The organism is Streptomyces sp. NPDC054975 (genome assembly GCF_053609105.1).
On record NZ_JBSGWV010000034.1, the window covers coordinates 30432 to 49246 of the forward strand.

At 71.1% G+C, this 18815-nt stretch carries 19 protein-coding genes; 1 reads left to right on the forward strand and 18 read right to left on the reverse strand.

What is annotated here, in order from left to right; translation table 11 throughout:
• Positions 1 to 29: 29 nt before the first annotated feature.
• The 6 genes from carB to pyrR form a co-directional block, all read right to left on the reverse strand.
• Entirely contained in the window at positions 30 to 3338 is a 3309-nt protein-coding gene (gene carB, locus ACWF79_RS25245) for a carbamoyl-phosphate synthase large subunit (RefSeq protein ID WP_453730413.1), read from the reverse strand.
• A complete protein-coding gene (gene carA, locus ACWF79_RS25250; protein WP_453730414.1) occupies positions 3331 to 4476 on the reverse strand; it encodes a glutamine-hydrolyzing carbamoyl-phosphate synthase small subunit in 1146 nt (381 codons plus the stop codon). The genes carB and carA overlap by 8 nt, the downstream gene beginning before the upstream one ends.
• Positions 4473 to 5057: a PH-like domain-containing protein gene (locus ACWF79_RS25255; protein ID WP_453730415.1), complete on the reverse strand. Its 585-nt coding sequence runs from the start codon at positions 5055 to 5057 to the stop codon at positions 4473 to 4475. Before ACWF79_RS25255 ends, carA begins: the two co-directional genes overlap by 4 nt.
• Positions 5054 to 6340: a dihydroorotase gene (locus ACWF79_RS25260; RefSeq protein WP_453730416.1), complete on the reverse strand. Its 1287-nt coding sequence runs from the start codon at positions 6338 to 6340 to the stop codon at positions 5054 to 5056. Before ACWF79_RS25260 ends, ACWF79_RS25255 begins: the two co-directional genes overlap by 4 nt.
• A gap of 2 nt (positions 6341 to 6342) precedes the next feature.
• Positions 6343 to 7323 carry an aspartate carbamoyltransferase catalytic subunit gene (locus tag ACWF79_RS25265; protein WP_453730417.1) on the reverse strand — a complete coding sequence of 327 codons (981 nt, stop codon included), beginning with the start codon at positions 7321 to 7323 and terminating at the stop codon, positions 6343 to 6345.
• A 110-nt stretch (positions 7324 to 7433) separates the two neighbouring features.
• A complete protein-coding gene (pyrR, locus tag ACWF79_RS25270) occupies positions 7434 to 7997 on the reverse strand; it encodes a bifunctional pyr operon transcriptional regulator/uracil phosphoribosyltransferase PyrR (RefSeq protein ID WP_453730418.1) in 564 nt (187 codons plus the stop codon).
• Between the two features lie 254 nt (positions 7998 to 8251).
• On the opposite strand from pyrR, the gene bldD reads away from it, so the two are divergent.
• Positions 8252 to 8752, forward strand: coding sequence for a transcriptional regulator BldD (gene bldD, locus ACWF79_RS25275; RefSeq protein WP_030214967.1), 501 nt, complete (start codon positions 8252 to 8254; stop codon positions 8750 to 8752).
• 156 nt (positions 8753 to 8908) lie between these two features.
• On the opposite strand, the gene nusB is transcribed toward bldD, so the two are convergent.
• The 12 genes from nusB to ruvX all read right to left on the reverse strand — a co-directional run bounded on the left by nusB (position 8909) and on the right by ruvX (position 18813).
• On the reverse strand, positions 8909 to 9340 hold the full coding sequence (nusB, locus tag ACWF79_RS25280; RefSeq protein ID WP_361966709.1) for a transcription antitermination factor NusB: 432 nt from the start codon (positions 9338 to 9340) through the stop codon (positions 8909 to 8911).
• A 2-nt stretch (positions 9341 to 9342) separates the two neighbouring features.
• Positions 9343 to 9909 (reverse strand): elongation factor P, encoded by a 567-nt coding sequence (gene efp, locus ACWF79_RS25285; protein ID WP_453730419.1) that lies wholly within the window; start codon positions 9907 to 9909, stop codon positions 9343 to 9345.
• Positions 9910 to 9958: 49 nt separating this feature from the next.
• The gene (locus tag ACWF79_RS25290) at positions 9959 to 11065 is read right to left on the reverse strand and encodes an aminopeptidase P family protein (RefSeq protein WP_453730420.1); all 1107 of its coding nucleotides are present in this window, start codon (positions 11063 to 11065) and stop codon (positions 9959 to 9961) included.
• A gap of 78 nt (positions 11066 to 11143) precedes the next feature.
• Entirely contained in the window at positions 11144 to 12043 is a 900-nt protein-coding gene (locus ACWF79_RS25295) for an AAA family ATPase (RefSeq protein WP_453730421.1), read from the reverse strand.
• Between the two features lie 121 nt (positions 12044 to 12164).
• Complete coding sequence (aroQ, locus tag ACWF79_RS25300) at positions 12165 to 12602, reverse strand: type II 3-dehydroquinate dehydratase (RefSeq protein WP_453730441.1); 438 nt, start codon at positions 12600 to 12602, stop codon at positions 12165 to 12167.
• Between the two features lie 5 nt (positions 12603 to 12607).
• Complete coding sequence (aroB, locus tag ACWF79_RS25305; protein WP_453730422.1) at positions 12608 to 13702, reverse strand: 3-dehydroquinate synthase; 1095 nt, start codon at positions 13700 to 13702, stop codon at positions 12608 to 12610.
• On the reverse strand, positions 13699 to 14184 hold the full coding sequence (locus ACWF79_RS25310) for a shikimate kinase (RefSeq protein WP_453730442.1): 486 nt from the start codon (positions 14182 to 14184) through the stop codon (positions 13699 to 13701). Before ACWF79_RS25310 ends, aroB begins: the two co-directional genes overlap by 4 nt.
• Positions 14185 to 14213: 29 nt before the next feature.
• Entirely contained in the window at positions 14214 to 15398 is a 1185-nt protein-coding gene (aroC, locus tag ACWF79_RS25315) for a chorismate synthase (RefSeq protein WP_453730423.1), read from the reverse strand.
• A gap of 155 nt (positions 15399 to 15553) precedes the next feature.
• Positions 15554 to 15730: a hypothetical protein gene (locus tag ACWF79_RS25320; RefSeq protein WP_453730424.1), complete on the reverse strand. Its 177-nt coding sequence runs from the start codon at positions 15728 to 15730 to the stop codon at positions 15554 to 15556.
• Positions 15727 to 16554 carry a shikimate dehydrogenase gene (locus tag ACWF79_RS25325; protein WP_453730425.1) on the reverse strand — a complete coding sequence of 276 codons (828 nt, stop codon included), beginning with the start codon at positions 16552 to 16554 and terminating at the stop codon, positions 15727 to 15729. The genes ACWF79_RS25320 and ACWF79_RS25325 overlap by 4 nt, the downstream gene beginning before the upstream one ends.
• A complete protein-coding gene (mltG, locus tag ACWF79_RS25330) occupies positions 16554 to 18248 on the reverse strand; it encodes an endolytic transglycosylase MltG (RefSeq protein WP_453730426.1) in 1695 nt (564 codons plus the stop codon). Before mltG ends, ACWF79_RS25325 begins: the two co-directional genes overlap by 1 nt.
• A gap of 100 nt (positions 18249 to 18348) precedes the next feature.
• Positions 18349 to 18813: a Holliday junction resolvase RuvX gene (gene ruvX, locus ACWF79_RS25335; protein WP_453730443.1), complete on the reverse strand. Its 465-nt coding sequence runs from the start codon at positions 18811 to 18813 to the stop codon at positions 18349 to 18351.
• Positions 18814 to 18815: the final 2 nt, after the last annotated feature.

Sequence of the window (18815 nt, forward strand, 5' to 3'; positions counted from 1 at the left end):
ACCGTTTCCGGTGTCCCCCTCGTGGGTGGCTAGTCGCGGGCCGCGATCAGGTGTTCCGCGTGTTCCTGGAGCGAGCGGACGCCCACGTCGCCGTGGCCGAGCGCCTCGATGCCCTGGACGGCGGCGGCGAGCGCCTGGACCGTGGTGAGGCACGGGACGCCGCGCGAGACGGCGGCCGTACGGATCTCGTAGCCGTCGAGGCGGCCACCGGTGCCGTACGGGGTGTTGACGATGAGGTCGACCTGGCCGTCGTGGATCAGCTGGACGATCGTCTTCTCGCCGCCGGGGCCCTCGCCCTCGCTGAGCTTGCGCACGACGGTGGCGCTGATGCCGTTGCGCCTGAGGACCTCGGCGGTGCCGGAGGTGGCGAGCAGCTCGAAGCCGTGGGCGACCAGCTCGCGCGCCGGGAAGATCATCGAGCGCTTGTCGCGGTTGGCCACCGAGACGAACGCGCGGCCCTTGGTGGGCAGCGGGCCGTAGGCGCCGGCCTGCGACTTGGCGTAGGCCGTGCCGAAGACGGAGTCGATGCCCATGACCTCGCCGGTGGAGCGCATCTCCGGGCCGAGGACGGTGTCCACGCCGCGGCCGTGGATGTCGCGGAAGCGGGTCCACGGCATCACGGCCTCCTTGACGGAGATCGGCGCGTCGAGCGGCAGGGTGCCGCCGTCGCCGTTCTTCGGCAGCAGGCCTTCGGCGCGCAGCTCCGCGATGGTGGCGCCCAGCGAGATGCGGGCGGCGGCCTTCGCGAGCGGGACGGCGGTCGCCTTCGAGGTGAAGGGGACGGTCCGGGAGGCGCGCGGGTTGGCCTCCAGGACGTAGAGGATGTCACCGGCCATGGCGAACTGGATGTTGATCAGTCCGCGCACGCCGACGCCCTTGGCGATGGCCTCCGTGGAGGTGCGCAGGCGCTTGATGTCGAAGCCGCCGAGGGTGATCGGGGGCAGGGCGCAGGCCGAGTCGCCGGAGTGGATACCGGCCTCCTCGATGTGCTCCATGACGCCGCCGAGGTAGAGCTCCTCGCCGTCGTAGAGGGCGTCGACGTCGATCTCGATGGCGTCGTCGAGGAAGCGGTCGACCAGGACCGGCCGGGTGGGGCTGATCTCGGTGGATTCGGCGATGTACGACTCCAGGCGGGTCTCGTCGTAGACGATCTCCATGCCGCGGCCGCCGAGCACGTACGAGGGGCGTACGAGGACGGGGTAGCCGATCTCGTCGGCGATGGCCTTGGCCCCGGCGAAGGTGGTCGCGGTGCCGTGCTTGGGCGCGGGCAGGCCGGCCTCGGCGAGGACCTGACCGAAGGCGCCGCGGTCCTCGGCGGCGTGGATGGCCTCCGGGGAGGTGCCGACGACCGGTACGCCGTTGTCCTTGAGGGCCTGGGCGAGGCCGAGCGGGGTCTGGCCGCCGAGCTGGACGACGACACCGGCGACGGGTCCGGCCAGCGTCTCGGCGTGGACGATCTCCAGCACGTCCTCGAGCGTGAGCGGCTCGAAGTAGAGGCGGTCGGAGGTGTCGTAGTCCGTGGAGACCGTCTCGGGGTTGCAGTTGACCATCACGGTCTCGTAGCCGGCGTCGCTGAGCGCGAAGGAGGCGTGGACGCAGGAGTAGTCGAACTCGATGCCCTGGCCGATGCGGTTCGGGCCGGAGCCCAGGATGATCACGGCGGGCTTCTCGCGCGGGGCGACCTCGCTCTCCTCGTCGTACGAGGAGTAGAAGTACGGGGTCTTGGCGGCGAACTCGGCGGCGCAGGTGTCGACCGTCTTGTAGACCGGGCGGACACCGAGGGCGTGCCGGACCTCGCGGACGACGTCCTCGCGCAGACCGCGGATCTCGGCGATCTGGGCGTCGGAGAAGCCGTGGCGCTTGGCGTCGGCGAGCAGCTCGGGGTCGAGCTTCTCGGCGGCGGCCAGGTCGTCGGCGATCTCCTTGATGAGGAAGAGCTGGTCGACGAACCAGGGGTCGATCTTGGTCGCCTCGAAGACCTCCTCGGGGGTGGCTCCGGCGCGGATGGCCTGCATGACCGTGTTGATGCGGCCGTCGGTCGGGCGGACCGCCTCGCGCAGCAGCTCGGCCTTGTCGCCGGGCTCGCCGGTGAAGGCGAACTGCGAGCCCTTCTTCTCCAGGGAGCGCAGGGCCTTCTGGAGCGCCTCGGTGAAGTTACGGCCGATGGCCATGGCCTCGCCGACCGACTTCATCGTGGTGGTGAGGGTGGAGTCGGCCTGCGGGAACTTCTCGAAGGCGAAGCGCGGGGCCTTGACCACGACGTAGTCGAGCGTGGGCTCGAAGGACGCCGGGGTCTTCTCCGTGATGTCGTTCGGGATCTCGTCCAGCGTGTAGCCGACGGCGAGACGGGCCGCGATCTTCGCGATCGGGAAGCCGGTCGCCTTGGAGGCGAGGGCGGACGAGCGGGAGACGCGCGGGTTCATCTCGATGACGATGACCCGGCCGTCGTCCGGGTTGATGGCGAACTGGATGTTGCAGCCGCCGGTGTCGACGCCGACCTCGCGGATGATCGCGATGCCGATGTCGCGCAGCCGCTGGTACTCGCGGTCGGTCAGCGTCATCGCCGGGGCGACGGTGATCGAGTCACCGGTGTGGACGCCCATCGGGTCGAAGTTCTCGATGGAGCAGACGACCACGACGTTGTCGGCCTTGTCGCGCATCAGCTCCAGCTCGTACTCCTTCCAGCCGAGGATGGACTCCTCCAGGAGCACCTCGGTGGTCGGGGAGAGCGTGAGGCCCTGGCCGGCGATGCGGCGCAGCTCGTCCTCGTCGTGGGCGAAGCCGGAGCCGGCGCCGCCCATCGTGAAGGAGGGGCGGACGACGACGGGGTAGCCGCCGAGGGTCTCGACGCCCTTGAGCACGTCGTCCATCGAGTGGCAGATGACCGAGCGGGCGGACTCGCCGTAGCCGATCTTGCCCTTGACGGCCTCGACGACGCCCTTGAAGAGGTCGCGGTCCTCGCCCTTGTGGATGGCCTCCACGTTGGCGCCGATGAGCTCGACGCCGTACTTCTCCAGGACGCCCTGCTCGTGCATGGAGATCGCGGTGTTGAGCGCGGTCTGGCCACCGAGGGTGGGCAGGAGGGCGTCGGGGCGCTCCTTGGCGATGATCTTCTCGACGAACTCGGGGGTGATCGGCTCGACGTACGTGGCGTCGGCGATCTCCGGGTCGGTCATGATCGTGGCCGGGTTGGAGTTGACCAGGATGACCCGCAGGCCCTCGGCCTTGAGGATGCGGCAGGCCTGGGTCCCGGAGTAGTCGAACTCGGCGGCCTGGCCGATGACGATCGGGCCGGAGCCGATGACCAGGACGGACTGGATATCGGTGCGCTTAGGCACGCTCGGCCTCCATCAGGGATACGAAGCGGTCGAAGAGGTACGCGGCGTCGTGCGGGCCCGCGGCCGCCTCGGGGTGGTACTGGACGGAGAAGGCCGGCTGGTCGAGCAGCTGGAGGCCTTCCACGACGTTGTCGTTCAGGCAGACGTGCGAGACCTCGGCGCGGCCGTAGGGGGTCTCGGAGACCTTGTCGAGGGGCGCGTCCACGGCGAAGCCGTGGTTGTGCGCGGTGACCTCGACCTTGCCGGTCGTACGGTCCTGCACGGGCTGGTTGATGCCGCGGTGGCCGTACTTCAGCTTGTACGTGCCGAAGCCGAGGGCGCGGCCGAGGATCTGGTTGCCGAAGCAGATGCCGAAGAGCGGCGTCCTGCGCTCCAGGACGGCCTGCATGACGGAGACCGGGTGGTCGGCGGTGGCCGGGTCGCCCGGGCCGTTGGAGAAGAACACGCCGTCCGGGTTCACCGCGTACACGTCGTCGGCGGTGGCGGTGGCGGGCAGGACGTGGACCTCGATGCCGCGCTCGGCCATGCGGTGCGGGGTCATGCCCTTGATGCCCAGGTCGACGGCGGCGACGGTGAACTTCTTCGTGCCGATCGCGGGGACGACGTACGTCTCCTTGGTGGCGACCTCGGCGGAGAGGTTCGCGCCCTTCATCTGCGGGGCGGCCTGCACCTTGGCGAGCAGCGCCTCGTCCCGTACGCCCGTCCAGGCGTCGCCGGAGAAGATGCCGACGCGCATGGCGCCGCTCTCGCGCAGGTGGCGGGTGAGGGCGCGGGTGTCGATGCCGGAGATGCCGACGACGCCCTGGGCGGCGAGCTCCTCGTCCAGCGAGCGCTTGGCGCGCCAGTTGGAGGAGACGCGGGCGGGGTCGCGGACGACGTAGCCGGAGACCCAGATACGGGAGGACTCGGGGTCCTCGTCGTTGACGCCGGTGTTGCCCACGTGCGGGGCGGTCATCACGACGACCTGGCGGTGGTACGACGGGTCGGTGAGGGTCTCCTGGTAGCCGGTCATGCCGGTGGAGAACACGGCCTCGCCGAAGGTCTCCCCCACGGCCCCGTAGGCGCGACCGCGGAAGATGCGGCCGTCCTCCAGGACGAGTACGGCGGGAACCTTCGTTCCCCTGGTGGAGGTCGTCATCGTGCGGTGCCTTCCGTCGTCTTGATCTTGCTGTTCAGGGTCTCGACCCAGGTGGTGTGCTCCGCCGCCCGGTCGGACCGGAAGCCGGAGTCGAGGAGCTTCTCGCCGTGCGCCCACGTGACGATCAGCAGCCCGCCCTCGGCGAGGACCTTGCCCGCGATGCCCTTGTCGAGCCGGGCCTCACGGAGGGCCTCGGTCGGGATCAGGAAGTCGTTCGCCCCGGGGCGTACGACCTCGATCCCCGCGTCCGTGAGGGTGAGCTCGACGCGGCTGCGGGCGCCGAGGCCGTGGGCGACGATCCGGTCGAGCCACTGTCCGGCCGTGGTCGAGCCGTGGTACCGCCCGCTCAGGGTCAGTGTCGCCGCACCGGCCCGCTCGGGCATTCCCGGCAGCTCGGGCAGGTCGGACTGGAGGCTGCCGCGCCACTTCCATCCCTGGCGCATCAGCCAGTAGACGAAGGCGACGAAGAGCAGCAGTCCGGCGACCCAGCCGAGCCTTCCGGCCCAGTCGGTCACCTCCGCCGACTTCTTCTCGGCGGCCAGGCCGGCCTCGGCCGCCAGATTGATGAGTGCAGGTGTCACGCCAGCTTCCCGTCCACGAGCGTCGCCCGGCCCCGCAGGAAGGTGTGGGTGATGCGTCCCGGCAGTTCGCGGCCCTCGTAGGGGGTGTTGCGGCTGCGGGAGGCGAAGCCCGCGGGGTCCACGAGACCACGGTATGCCGGATCGACCAGGGTCAGGTTGGCGGGCTCACCAGCCGAGACGGGGCGTCCGTGGCCGGTGGCCTGCCCGATCCGCGCGGGCTTGACGCTCATCCGGTCGGCGACGCCGGCCCAGTCGAGCAGTCCGGTCTCGACCATCGTCTGCTGGACGACGGAGAGCGCGGTCTCCAGGCCGACCATGCCCATGGCGGCCGCGGCCCACTCGCAGTCCTTGTCCTCGTGCGGGTGCGGGGCGTGGTCGGTGGCGACGATGTCGATGGTTCCGTCGGCCAGGGCCTCGCGGAGCGCCATCACGTCACGCTCGGTTCGGAGCGGCGGGTTGACCTTGTAGACGGGGTTGTACGAGCGCACCATCTCGTCGGTCAGGAGCAGGTGGTGCGGCGTGACCTCGGCGGTGACGTCGATGCCGCGGGACTTGGCCCAGCGGACGATCTCGACCGAGCCGGCGGTGGAGAGGTGGCAGATGTGGACGCGGGAGCCGACGTGCTCGGCGAGCAGCACGTCGCGGGCGATGATCGACTCCTCGGCCACGGCGGGCCAGCCCCCGAGGCCCAGCTCGGCGGAGACCACACCCTCGTTCATCTGGGCGCCCTCGGTGAGGCGGGGCTCCTGGGCGTGCTGGGCGACGACGCCGCCGAAGGCCTTCACGTACTCCAGGGCGCGGCGCATCATCACGGCGTCGTCGACGCACTTGCCGTCGTCGGAGAAGACGGTGACGCCGGCGGCGGAGTCGTGCATGGCGCCGAGCTCGGCGAGCTTCTTGCCCTCCAGGCCGACGGTGACGGCGCCGATGGGCTGCACGTCGCAGTAGCCGGACTCCTTGCCGAGCCGGTAGACCTGCTCGACGACACCGGCGGTGTCGGCGACCGGGAAGGTGTTGGCCATGGCGAAGACGGCGGTGTAGCCGCCGGAGGCGGCGGCGCGGGTGCCGGTGAGGACGGTCTCGGAGTCCTCACGGCCGGGCTCGCGCAGATGGGTGTGGAGGTCGACCAGGCCGGGGAGGAGGATCTGCCCCTCGGCCTCGATCACGGTCGCGCCCTCGGCGGACAGTCCCGTACCGACCTGGGCGATGGTCTCGCCGTCGATCAGGACGTCGTGGGCCTCGCCGCCCAGCACCTTGGCACCGCGGATAAGGATCTTGCTCATGGTTACTTGGTCTCCTCGGTACGGGCGTGGGTGACGGCGGGCTCGTTGCCGCCCAGAAGCAGGTACAGGACGGCCATCCGGACGGAGACGCCGTTGGCGACCTGCTCGACGACCGTGCAGCGGTCGGAGTCGGCGACCTCGGCGGTGATCTCCATGCCGCGGACCATCGGGCCGGGGTGCATCACGATGGCGTGCTCGGGCATCCTCGCCATCCGCTCGCCGTCGAGCCCGTACCGCCGCGAGTACTCGCGCTCGGTCGGGAAGAAGGCCGCGTTCATCCGCTCGCGCTGCACACGCAGCATCATGACCGCGTCGGACTTCGGCAGCACGCTGTCCAGGTCGTAGCTGATGTCGCAGGGCCAGGTCTCGACGCCGACGGGGACCAGGGTCGGCGGGGCCACCAGGGTGACCTCGGCGCCGAGGGTGTGCAGCAGGTCGACGTTGGAGCGGGCGACCCGGCTGTGCAGGACGTCGCCGACGAGCGTGATGCGCTTGCCCGCGAGGTCCTGGCCGAGGCCCGCGTCACGGCCGACGAGCCGGCGGCGCATGGTGAAGGCGTCGAGCAAAGCCTGGGTCGGGTGCTGGTGGGTGCCGTCGCCCGCGTTGATGACGGGGGCGTCGATCCAGCCGGAGGTGGCGAGCCGGTACGGGGCGCCGGAGGCGCCGTGGCGGATGACGACGGCGTCGACGCCCATCGCCTCCAGGGTCTGGGCGGTGTCCTTGAGCGACTCGCCCTTGGAGACGCTGGAGCCCTTGGCCGCGAAGTTGATCACGTCGGCGGAGAGGCGCTTCTCGGCGGCCTCGAAGGAGATCCGGGTCCGGGTGGAGTCCTCGAAGAAGAGGTTGCAGATGGTCCGGCCGCGCAGGGTGGGCAGCTTCTTGATCGGCCGGTCGGCCACCCGGGCCATCTCCTCGGCGGTGTCGAGGATGAGGACGGCGTCGTCGCGGGTGAGGTCGGCGGCCGAGATGAGGTGACGCATCATCGGGGTGTGCTCCGTGGTCGGGAGGTGTGAGGCCTGGGGGTGCCCCGAGGGGCCCGTCGGGGTGCGGGCACGCAGGGGTGTGCCCTGGACCCGTCGGGTTGCCGGACCGGCTAGGCGGTGGTCTTGCTGCCGAGCAGCACGGTGTCGCGACCGTCCTCCTCGGCGAGCTGGACCTTGACCGTCTCGCGCAGCGACGTGGGCAGGTTCTTGCCGACGTAGTCGGCGCGGATCGGCAGCTCGCGGTGGCCGCGGTCGACGAGGACCGCGAGCTGGACGGCGCGGGGGCGGCCGATGTCGCCGAGCGCGTCGAGCGCGGCGCGGATGGTGCGGCCGGAGAAGAGCACGTCGTCGACCAGGACGACCAGGCGGTCGTCGACGCCGTCACCGGGGATCTCGGTGCGGCCGAGGGCGCGGGCGGGCTTCATCCGCAGGTCGTCGCGGTACATGGTGATGTCGAGGGAGCCGACCGGGATCTTGCGGCCGGTGATCTCGGCGAGCTTGTCGGCCAGTCGGCGGGCGAGGAAGACGCCGCGCGTCGGGATGCCGAGGAGAACCACGTCGTCGGCGCCCTTGGCGCGCTCGACGATCTCGTGGGCGATGCGGGTCAGGACCCGCGCGATGTCGGGGCCCTCGAGAACCGGGCGTGCCGCATCGGAGTGCTGCTGTGTGTCCATATGAAACGGACCTCCTTCTCCGCCTCACAGGACGGTTCTTAAAGGACGTCGGAATTGCGCCATCGACTCTACCAGGGGCGGGTGACTCCGCCGCTCACCACCCCGGCGCCACTCCGGGCGCCGTCCCCCGGGAGGGGCCGGTATGGACCATTCGGCTTGACGGGAAAGAGTAACGCTGCGTAACCTCACAGTGAGTTACCAGCCACGCGGCGGAGCCGCACGTTGTCCACAGCGTCCAGCGTCCGGGGAGCTATATGTCCAGCGAATACGCAAAGCAGCTCGGGGCCAAGCTCCGTGCCATCCGCACCCAGCAGGGCCTTTCCCTCCACGGTGTGGAAGAGAAGTCCCAGGGCCGCTGGAAGGCCGTCGTGGTCGGCTCGTACGAGCGTGGTGACCGCGCCGTGACGGTGCAGCGCCTCGCCGAGCTCGCGGACTTCTACGGCGTCCCGGTGCAGGAGCTCCTGCCGGGGACGACCCCGGGCGGGGCCGCCGAGCCGCCGCCGAAGCTCGTCCTCGACCTGGAGCGCCTGGCCCACGTCCCGCAGGAGAAGGCCGGCCCGCTCCAGCGCTACGCGGCGACGATCCAGTCGCAGCGCGGCGACTACAACGGCAAGGTGCTGTCGATCCGCCAGGACGACCTGCGCACGCTCGCCGTCATCTACGACCAGTCGCCCTCGGTCCTGACCGAGCAGCTCATCAGCTGGGGTGTTCTCGACGCGGACGCGCGGCGTGCGGTCGCCCACGAGGACAGCTGAGCAGAGCTGAGCAGAAACGTTGCCGCCGGGGCGGGGACGGTCTTCGGACCTCCCCGCCCCGGCGGTTTCTCGTGCTCCACAGGCCCGCCAGAGACGCCGAAGGGGCCCGCGGCACAGGAGAGTGCTGCGGGCCCCTTCGGCGTGTCTGCGGGCCGCTCAGGCGTCCCGGCGCAGGCGCGGCTTCAGGTCCTTGAAGCGGGCCAGCAGGCCGTTGACGAAGGTCGGCGACTCGTCCGTGGAGAACTCCTTGGCGAGCTGCACGGCCTCGTCGATCGCCACGGCGTCCGGCGTCTCGTCCAGCCAGATCAGTTCGTACGCGCCGAGGCGCACGATGTTCCGGTCGGCGACCGGCATCCGGTCCAGGTCCCAGTCCACCGCGTAGGTGGCGATGAGCTCGTCGATCCGGTTCGCGTGGTCCGCGTACCCCTCGACCAGCTGCATCGTGAACTCGCTGACCGCCGGCTGGCGGTCGTCGGACCGGGCGTGCCGGACCCAGTCAGCGAGGACCTGCTGCACGGACGCGCCGCGCTGGTCGGCCTCGAAGAGGATCTGGAAGGCGCGCTTACGGGCGTTGCTGCGGGCAGCCACGGTTAGCTGTTCACCCGGCCGAGGTAGTCGCTCGTGCGGGTGTCGACCTTGATCTTCTCACCGGTGGTGATGAAGAGCGGGACCTGGATCTCGTGACCGGTCTCCAGCGTCGCCGGCTTGGTGCCGCCGGTGGAGCGGTCGCCCTGGACGCCGGGGTCGGTGTGCTGGATGGTCAGCTCGACGGCGGCCGGAAGCTCGACGTAGAGCACCGCGCCCTCGTGCTGCGCGACCGAGGCGGTGAAGCCCTCGATCAGGAAGTTGGCGGCGTCGCCGACGGCCTTGCGGTCGACGTGCAGCTGGTCGTACGTCTGCATGTCCATGAAGCCGAAGTAGTCGCCGTCCATGTACGAGAACTGCATGTCGCGGCGGTCGATGGTGGCCGTCTCGACCTTCACGCCCGCGTTGAAGGTCTTGTCGACGACCTTGCCGGACATGACGTTCTTGAGCTTGGTGCGCACGAAGGCCGGGCCCTTGCCGGGCTTGACGTGCTGGAACTCGACGACGGACCAGAGCTGGTCCCCGTCGAGCTTGAGCACCATGCCGTTCTTGAGGTCGTTCGTGGAAGCCACGGTTGCGGAATCTCCTGGACTGACGTGGGACCAGAGAGGCGTACGCGCCTTACAGCGCGAGCAGCTCCTTGGTCGTAATGGTGAGTAGCTCGGGTCCGCCGTCCGCCTCCTGGCGCACGACGAGCGTGTCATCGATCCGGACCCCGCCCCGGCCCGGGAGGTGGACCCCCGGTTCGACGGTGACCGGCACACAAGCGTCCAGTTTACCCATGGCCGCGGGTGCGAGCTGCGGGTCCTCGTCGATTTCGAGGCCGACACCGTGCCCGATGACCGACGGAACGGCCTCGCCGTGGCCCGCGGCGTCCAGGATCTGGCGGGCCGCGCGGTCCACGTCGCGGTACGCGGCGCCGGGGACGAGGGACTCCCGGCCGGCCCGCTGAGCGGCGAAGACGACGTCGTACAGCTCGATCTGCCAGTCCGCGGGGGTCGTGCCGATGACGAAGGTACGGCCGATCTCGCAACGGTAGCCGCGGTAGGTGGCGCCGAGGCAGACGGAGAGGAAATCTCCCTCCTCGACGCGGCGATCCGAGGGTTTGTGGCCCCCGCGGCCGGAGTTCGGGCCGGTGGCGACGGAGGTCGGGAACGCGGCGCCGTCCGCGCCGTGGTCGACGAGCCGCCGCTCCAGCTCCAGCGCGAGGTGCCGCTCGGTCCGGCCCACCAGGATGGATTCGAGGAGCTCCCCGAGCGCCTGGTCGGCGATCTCGGCGGCGATCCGCAGACAGGCGATCTCGTCCTCGTCCTTGACGATCCTCAGCTGCTCGACGGCTCCGCCGAGATCGGCGAGCTGGAGCTGCGGGGCGACGGAGCCCATCGCACGGTGGCGGGCCACGGTCAGATGGTGCTCCTCCACGGCAAGGGCCTCCGCGCCGGCCTTGCGGGCGAAGTCGACGGCCGCGACCGCGGGATCCCCGCCGGCCACGGGCAGCACCGCCTGGCGGAGCTGCTCGTCGAGCCGCCCGTCGGCCGGATCGGTGCCGGGCGCGGTGGGGCAGAGCAGCACGTCCTCGTCCGGGCCGAGCAGGAGGACGGCGCCGGTCGGCGAACCGCCCGCGAGATAGCGGACGTTGGCAGGGCGGGAGACCAGGGCCGCCTGGCTGCCGGCCGCCGCGCACCGGTCGCGCAGCCGTACCCGGCGGTCCGCAAACACCTGTGACATGTTCCGAGCCTACGAGGGGCCGGGCGTCCCGGCCCGCTCAGCGCGGCCGACCGGGCCACCGGCGGCCGCTTCGAGCCGTCACCAGGAGGGCGGGCTCGCCAGCGAACGGGCCAGCACCTCGTCGAGGACGCGGGCGGTGGTCTCGACGTCGTACGTCGAGTTGTCGATGATCGGCAGGCCGGAGCCGTACCAGCCGGCCATCCGGCCGTGTATGGACGCGACCTCCTCGTCGGAGAGCCGCCGGTTGCCGCTGCGCTCGGCGTTGCGCTCCAGGACGATCTCAAGGCCGGGCAGCAGGACGACCGGAAGCAGCCCCGGGCCGACGTGCCTCTTCCAGCCGCCGAGGCCGACGACGGGCCGGTCGGGGAAGACGGCGTCGTCGAGGATGCAGGAGATCCCGTTGGCCAGGAAGTTGCGGGCGGCGAAGCCGCAGGTGCGGCGGGCGAGACGATACTGCGCCTCGGAGTGCTCGTTCCATCCCGACTGGGGGTCGGCGAAGCCGGAGCAGACCCATTCGCGGACGTCGTCGAGGCTGATGTGGGCGGTGGGCACGCGGCGGCGCGCGGCCCAGTGGCGGGCGACGGTCGTCTTGCCCGCGCCTGCGGGGCCGATGAGCAGCACGGCCAGGGTCGCCGCGCCGGTGCCGGGCTCGGCGTGCGGCGGAGCGGGGACGGCGACGGGCGGCAGCGGTACGTGTCCGGTGGTGTCGTGCGACGGCGACGCGGGCTGTCCCGGGTGCCCGGCCATGCCCGGAGCGCCCCAGCCCGGGGCGGGCGGCGAGGAGTACGGTGCGGCCGCGCCCGGGGCCGGCGGGGCGGCCGGGGGCGCGCCCGGCGGAACGGGGTGCGGGTGCGGGTGCGGTGCCTGGTGGCCGCCCTGTGCCGTGGGCGGCACCGGGGGCACGGGGGGTCGGCCGGTGGCGGGCGTCCAGCCCGAGGGTTCGGGCGGCGGCAACGGAGCCCCCATCGCGTGCTGCATCCGGTGCCACTCCGTCTCGTACGGCCGATACTTCCGGGTACGTTACCGCCCCCGGCCCCCGCAGGGGGAACGGCCGGGGGCGGTCGAAGGTGCCCTGACCGGGCGCCGTGTCCGGATGTCGTCAGCCGGTGACTTCCTCCGCCAGCGCCCGCAGGGCGAGCCGGTAGGAGCCGATGCCGAAACCGGCGACGGTCCCGGTCGCCACGGCGGCGACGACCGAGGTGTGCCGGAATTCCTCCCGGGTGTACGGGTTCGAGATGTGCACCTCGATCAGCGGCGCGGTCCGCTGGGCGGCCGCGTCGCGCATTCCGTACGAGTAGTGGGTGAAGGCCCCTGGGTTCATCACGACCGGCACCGAACCGTCCGCGGCCTCGTGGAGCCAGCGGATCATCTCGCCCTCGTCGTTGGTCTCCCGGACCTCGACGTCGAAGCCGAGCTCCTCGCCCAGGGAGCGGCAGGACTCCACCAGCCCCTTGTACGACGTGGCGCCGTAGATGTCGGGCTCGCGGGAGCCCAGGCGGCCGAGGTTCGGGCCGTTCAGGACGAGGACGTGGCGCAGATCGCTCACGCGGACACCTCGCCGTAGGCGGCGACGAGAACGGCGGGGTCGGGGCCTTCGAGGACGGTGGGCTTGCCGAGACCGTCCAGGACGATGAAGCGGAGCAGGTCGCCCCGGGACTTCTTGTCGACCTTCATGGTCTCCAGCAGCTTCGGCCACTGGTCGCCCCGGTAGGTGAGGGGCAGACCGACCGACTCCAGGACCGTGCGGTGCCGGTCGGCGGTCGCGTCGTCCAGCCGGCCCGCGAGCCGGCCCAGTTCGGCCGCGAACACCATGCCGACGGAGACGGCGGCCCCGTGCCGCCACTTGTACCGCTCGTTCTTCTCGATGGCGTGGGCCAGGGTGTGACCGTAGTTCAGGATCTCCCTGCGGCCCGACTCCTTCAGATCACCGGAGACGACCTCGGCCTTGACCCGGATCGAGCGCACGAGCAGCTCGGCGGTGTGCGGGCCGGTCGGCGTGCGCGCGGCCTGCGGGTCCTCCTCGATGAGGTCGAGGATCACCGGGTCGACGATGAAGCCGGCCTTGATGATCTCCGCCAGCCCGCTGACGTAGTCGTGGACGGGGAGCGAGTCGAGGGCCGCGAGGTCGCACAGCACCCCGGCCGGCGGGTGGAAGGCACCGACCAGGTTCTTGCCCTCGGCGGTGTTGATCCCCGTCTTGCCGCCGACGGCCGCGTCGACCATGGCGAGCACGGTCGTCGGCACGGCGATCCAGCGCACGCCCCGCAGCCAGGTCGCCGCCACGAAACCGGCCAGGTCGGTGGTCGCGCCACCGCCCACCCCGACGATGACGTCGGTGCGGGTGAAGCCGGTCTGTCCCAGCGCCTTCCAGCAGTACGCGGCGACCTCGGCGGTCTTGGCCTCCTCGGCGTTCGGCACCTGGATGGCGACGGCCTCGAAGCCCTGGTCGGCGAGGTCGGCCCGCAGGGCCTCGCCCGTCTCGGCCAGCGCCTCGGGGTGGATCACGGCGACGCGCTTGGCCTTGGTCCCGATCAGGGCCGGCAGCTCACCCAGCAACTGCCGCCCGACCAGCACCTCGTACGGATCCGTGCCCGCCGAACCGCCTACCTGGATTCGGGTCACTTCCTGGTCCGTCATACGTCCTTCTTCAACTCCAGAGCGTCGAGGACCGCGTCCGCGACCTCTTCGGGCGTGCGGCCCTCGGTGGCCACGACCACCCGGGCGACTTCGGTGTAGAGGTGGCGGCGCGCTTCCATCATCTCGCGCCACTGGCGGCGCGGGTTGACGGCGAGCAGCGGCCGCGCGGTGTTGAGGCCGACGCGTCGGACGGCCTCTTCGACGTCCATCGAGAGATAGACGACGGGCAGTCCGCCGAGCAGCTCGCGGGTGCCCGGGTCGAGGATCGCGCCGCCGCCGAGCGCGAGGACACCCTCGTGCTCGGCGACCGCGGCCCGTACGGCTTCCCGTTCGAGGGCGCGGAAGTGCTCTTCGCCGTCCTCGATGAAGATGTCCGCGATCTCGCGGCCCTCGGCGGCGACGATGTCGGCGTCGGTGTCCCGGTAGGGCGCGCCGACCAGCTCGGCCAGGAGCGCGCCCACCGTGGACTTGCCGGAGCCCATCGGCCCGACGAGGACGACCAGGGGTCCGGTCACCGGATCTGGATGTTGTCGAGGTACGACTGGACGTTGCGGCGGGTCTCCGGGACGCTGTCGCCGCCGAACTTCTCGACGACGGCGTCCGCGAGGACGAGCGCGACCATGGCCTCGGCGACGATGCCGGCGGCCGGGACGGCGCAGACGTCGGAGCGCTGGTGGTGGGCCTGGGCGGCCTCGCCGGTGGCGACGTCGACCGTGGCGAGCGCGCGCGGCACGGTCGCGATCGGCTTCATCGCGGCGCGGACACGCAGCAGCTCGCCGGTGGTCAGGCCGCCTTCCGTACCGCCGGAGCGGCCGGAGGTGCGCCGGATGCCCTCCTCGGTCCGCACGATTTCGTCGTGGGCCTGCGAACCCGGTACGCGGGCGAGCTCGAAGCCGTCGCCGACCTCGACGCCCTTGATCGCCTGGATGCCCATGAGCGCGGCGGCGAGCCGGGCGTCGAGACGCCGGTCCCAGTGCACGTGCGAACCGAGCCCGACCGGGACGCCGTAGGCCAGGACCTCGACCACACCACCCAGGGTGTCGCCGTCCTTGTGGGCCTGGTCGATCTCGGCGACCATCGCCTTCGACGCGTCCGCGTCGAGGCAGCGCACCGGGTCGGCGTCGAGCTTCTCGACGTCGGCGGGGGTCGGGTAGACGCCGTACGGGGCCTTGGCGGCCGCCAGCTCGATCACGTGCGAGACGATCTCGATGCCCGCGGCCTCCTTGAGGAAGGAGCGGGCGACGGCACCGAGGGCGACCCTGGCGGCGGTCTCACGGGCGCTGGCGCGCTCCAGGATCGGCCGGGCCTCGTCGAAGCCGTACTTCTGCATGCCGGCGAGGTCGGCGTGACCGGGACGCGGCCGGGTCAGCGGCGCGTTACGACCGGTCTCCTTGAGCTCGGAGGGGTCGACGGGGTCGGCCGACATGACCTTCTCCCACTTCGGCCACTCCGTGTTGCCCACCATCACGGCGATGGGCGAGCCGAGCGAGAGACCGTGCCGGACTCCGCCGAGGAACGTCACCTCGTCCTGCTCGAACTTCATCCGCGCGCCACGCCCATAGCCGAGGCGCCGCCGCGCAAGATGGTCCGCCACCAGCTCAGTGGTGACCGGAACGCCGGCGGGAAGCCCCTCCAGCGTCGCGACCAGCGCGGGTCCGTGGGACTCCCCAGCGGTCAGCCAACGCAACCTGCTCAACGATGCTCCTCATGCTCGCGCCTGGAACTGCTTGCGGCGCGACCGGGTGCGCGGCCCTGGCCCGCCGCTACCGATCCTCCCACGTCCGGGGGCGGAACCTGGCCGTCGGTCCAGGTATCGGACGCGGACAATGTCAGATCGGGTCGGCCGAGGGGTCAGCTCGCCGGTCGGGAGGCGCGGACGACGCGCCACAGCCGACGCGCGCCCGCCACCACGAGGCAGGTCAGCCCCAGGGCGGCGAGGGCGATTTTCAGCCAGTCGGGCAGCAGGTGCCACAGCAGCCTGACCAGCTCGCCGCCGAAGCCCGCGGCCAGTGTCTCCGTACCACTCACGCGTCAGCGAGGGCCTTCTCGCCCGCCGCACGCATCGCGGCCAGCGGCGCCTCGGCGACGCCCGTCATCTGCTCGACCTGGAGTACGGCCTGGTGGACCAGGAGGTCGAGGCCGCCGAGCACGGCGCCGCCGCGCGCGGACCAGGCCGCGGCGAGGGGTGTCGGCCACGGGTGGTACAGCACGTCGAAGAGGGTGCCGGGGGCGTCCGGGACCTCGGCGGCGAGCGCGTCGGTGCTGCCGGCCGGGGTGGTGGCGATGACGAGTGGGGCGGAGAACGCCCGGTTCGCCTGCGCCCAGTCGGCGGTCCGCACGTCGACGCCGAGCCGCTCGCCCCAGCCCCGCATCTCCTCGGCCCGCGCCTCGCTCCGTACGTAGGCGGTGACCGGACCCGCGCAGATCCGCGCGAGCGCGGCGAGCGCGGAGGAGGCGGTGGCACCGGCGCCGAGGATCGCGGCCGACTCGACCTTCTCGACACCCCGCTCCCGCAGGGCGGCGATCAGGCCGGGGATGTCGGTGTTGTCGCCGACCCTGCGGCCGTCGTCGGTGAACACGACCGTGTTCACGGCCTCGACCGAGGCGGCCGTGTCACTGATCTCGTCGAGCAGCGGAATGATCGCCCGCTTCAGCGGCATGGTCAGCGAAAGACCGGCCCAGGACGCGTCGAGCTCCGCGACGAACGCGGGCAGCCCGGCCTCGTCGACCTCGAACCGGTCGTACGTCCAGGTGTCGAGGCCGAGCGCGGCATAGGCCGCCCGGTGCAGGACCGGGGAGAGCGAGTGGGCGATGGGCGAGCCGAGAACCGCCGCCCGGCGAGTGGTCCGCATCAGTTCTTCCTCGACTTGTTGAACTCCTCGACCAGCTTCTGGTGGTCGGCGTTCGTCTTGGTGAACTGCGAGGTCTTGCCGTCGAGCGAGATGAAGTAGTACCAACCGTCGCTGGTCGGGTTGGTGACGCCCTTGAGCGCCTCGGCACCCGGGTTGCCGATCGGTCCCGGCGGCAGGCCCTTGTAGAAGTACGTGTTGTAGACGTTGTCGTACTTCCGCAGCTCTTCGAGCGTGAGGTCGATCTTGCTCTGGTTCTTGATGTAGTTGTACGTCGAGTCGAACTCGAGCTTGCCGTAGGTCTGCGGGTTGTTGGTCTTGAGGCGGTTGTAGACGACCTCGGCCATCTTGCGGAAGTCGTCGTGCGAGGTGCCCTCCGCCTGGACGAGGCTGGCGATCGTGATCAGCTGCCAGGGGCTGTCGACGCCGAGCTCCTTCGCCTTGGCCTCCAGCTCGTACTTGGCGTACTCCGCGTTCGAACGCGCGACCATCTTCTTCAGCACGTCCTCGGGCTTGTTCCCCTTGACCATGGGGTACTTCGCCGGGTAGAGGAAGCCCTCCAGCGGGTCCTTCACGCCCTGGTGGTTCTTCGCCCAGTCCGGCAGGCCGAGGTCGTTCGCCTTCGCCTTCGCGATGCCCTGCGTCTTGCCCTTCTCGAGGCCGAGCTTCTTGTCGATCTGCTCGTAGACCCAGACGTTCCGCATGCCCTCGGGGATGACGAGCCCGGACTGGCTCTCGGGGCTCAGCATCAGGTCGACGGCGCTCTCCGCCGACATCTTCATCTTCAGCGTGTAGGCGCCTGCCTGGATGGCATTGCCCTTCGGGTTCTTCTCCTGTGCCGAGACGAAGGCGTCGACGCTCTTGATGACCCCCGCCTTCTTCAGGATGTTGGCGATCTCGTAGCCGCCGGCGCCCTTCGGGATCTCGACCTGGACCTCGCCGCTGCCCTCGCCCGCGTAGTCGGGTGCCGCGCCGAACTGGCCCTGCCAGAACTGGTAGCCGAAGTAGCCGATGCCGCCCACACCGCCCGCGAGGACGAGAGCCACGACGAGGCACGCCACGCCGTTCCTGCTCTTCTTCTTGCCCTTGCCGCCTCGCCGGTCGCGGCCGCCGCCACGCGACGAGCGCCGGTCGGCCGGCTCGTCGTCGTACGCGTCGTCGCCGTCGTCCTCACCCGTGAAGAAGGGGTGCCGCTCCTCTTCCCGGGGCTCCGCCTCCCAGTCGGTGACGGGCTCCGGCGGAGCCTGCCGCCGGCCCGGGGGCTGCGGCGGCGGGTACGCCTCGGGGGTGCCGTAGAGGTCCGGGTCCTGGCCACCGTAGGGATCCGCCGGGGTCGTGCCGTACGGCATGGCCGCCTGGCCGGTCTCCCAGCTGGGGTCGTACTGCTGTCCGGGATACCCGGGCGTGTCGTAGCCCTGACCGTGGTGCGGTGCCTGCTGTTCCTGCTGGTACCCGCCGTACGCGGCCGGATCGACGTACTGCTGCGGGTGCTGCTGGTACTGCGCCTGCTGCTGGTACTGGGGGTCGTAGCCCTGCGACTGACCCTGGCCGTAGAGGTCCTGGCCGTACGGGTCCTGCTGGCCGTACTGCTGGTCCTGCTGCGCGTACGGCTGCTGACCTCCCCATCCCTGGTCCCCGTACAACGGGTCCGTGGGATGCCACGGTTCGGAGCCGGAGCCCCGGCCATACTCAGTCATCGATCCCCAACCAGCCGCGAGGCTTCCGGACAGTCCGCCTCTACGTAGTGCGGCAGCTGTTCGAACACGCCGCATCGCGCGGAACGTTACCGTATCGCGATCAGATGACCACTTCGACGCCCTCGCCGGGCGGATTACCCGATACCCGTTCGGACTCAAGAGCTGCCTGAAGGATGATCACAGCGGCGGCCTGGTCGATGACGGACCGCCCCTTCTTGGACTTCACCCCCGAGGCCCGCAGCCCCTGCGTCGCCGTCACCGTCGTCATCCGCTCGTCGACCAGTCGGACCGGCACCGGCGCGATGCCCTTGGCCAGCTCCCCGGCGAAGCGCCGGACCTTGGCCGCGGCCGGACCCTCGCCTCCGGAGAGGGAGCGAGGGAGGCCGACCACGACCTCGATCGGTTCGTACTCCTCGACGATCTGTCGCAGCCGCCGGTGGGCGGCCGGGACGTCACGTCCCGGCACGGTCTCCACCGGGGTGGCGAGGACCCCGTCGGGGTCGCACGAGGCGACCCCGATCCGGGCGTCCCCGACGTCGATCGCGAGGCGACGACCGCGGCGCATCG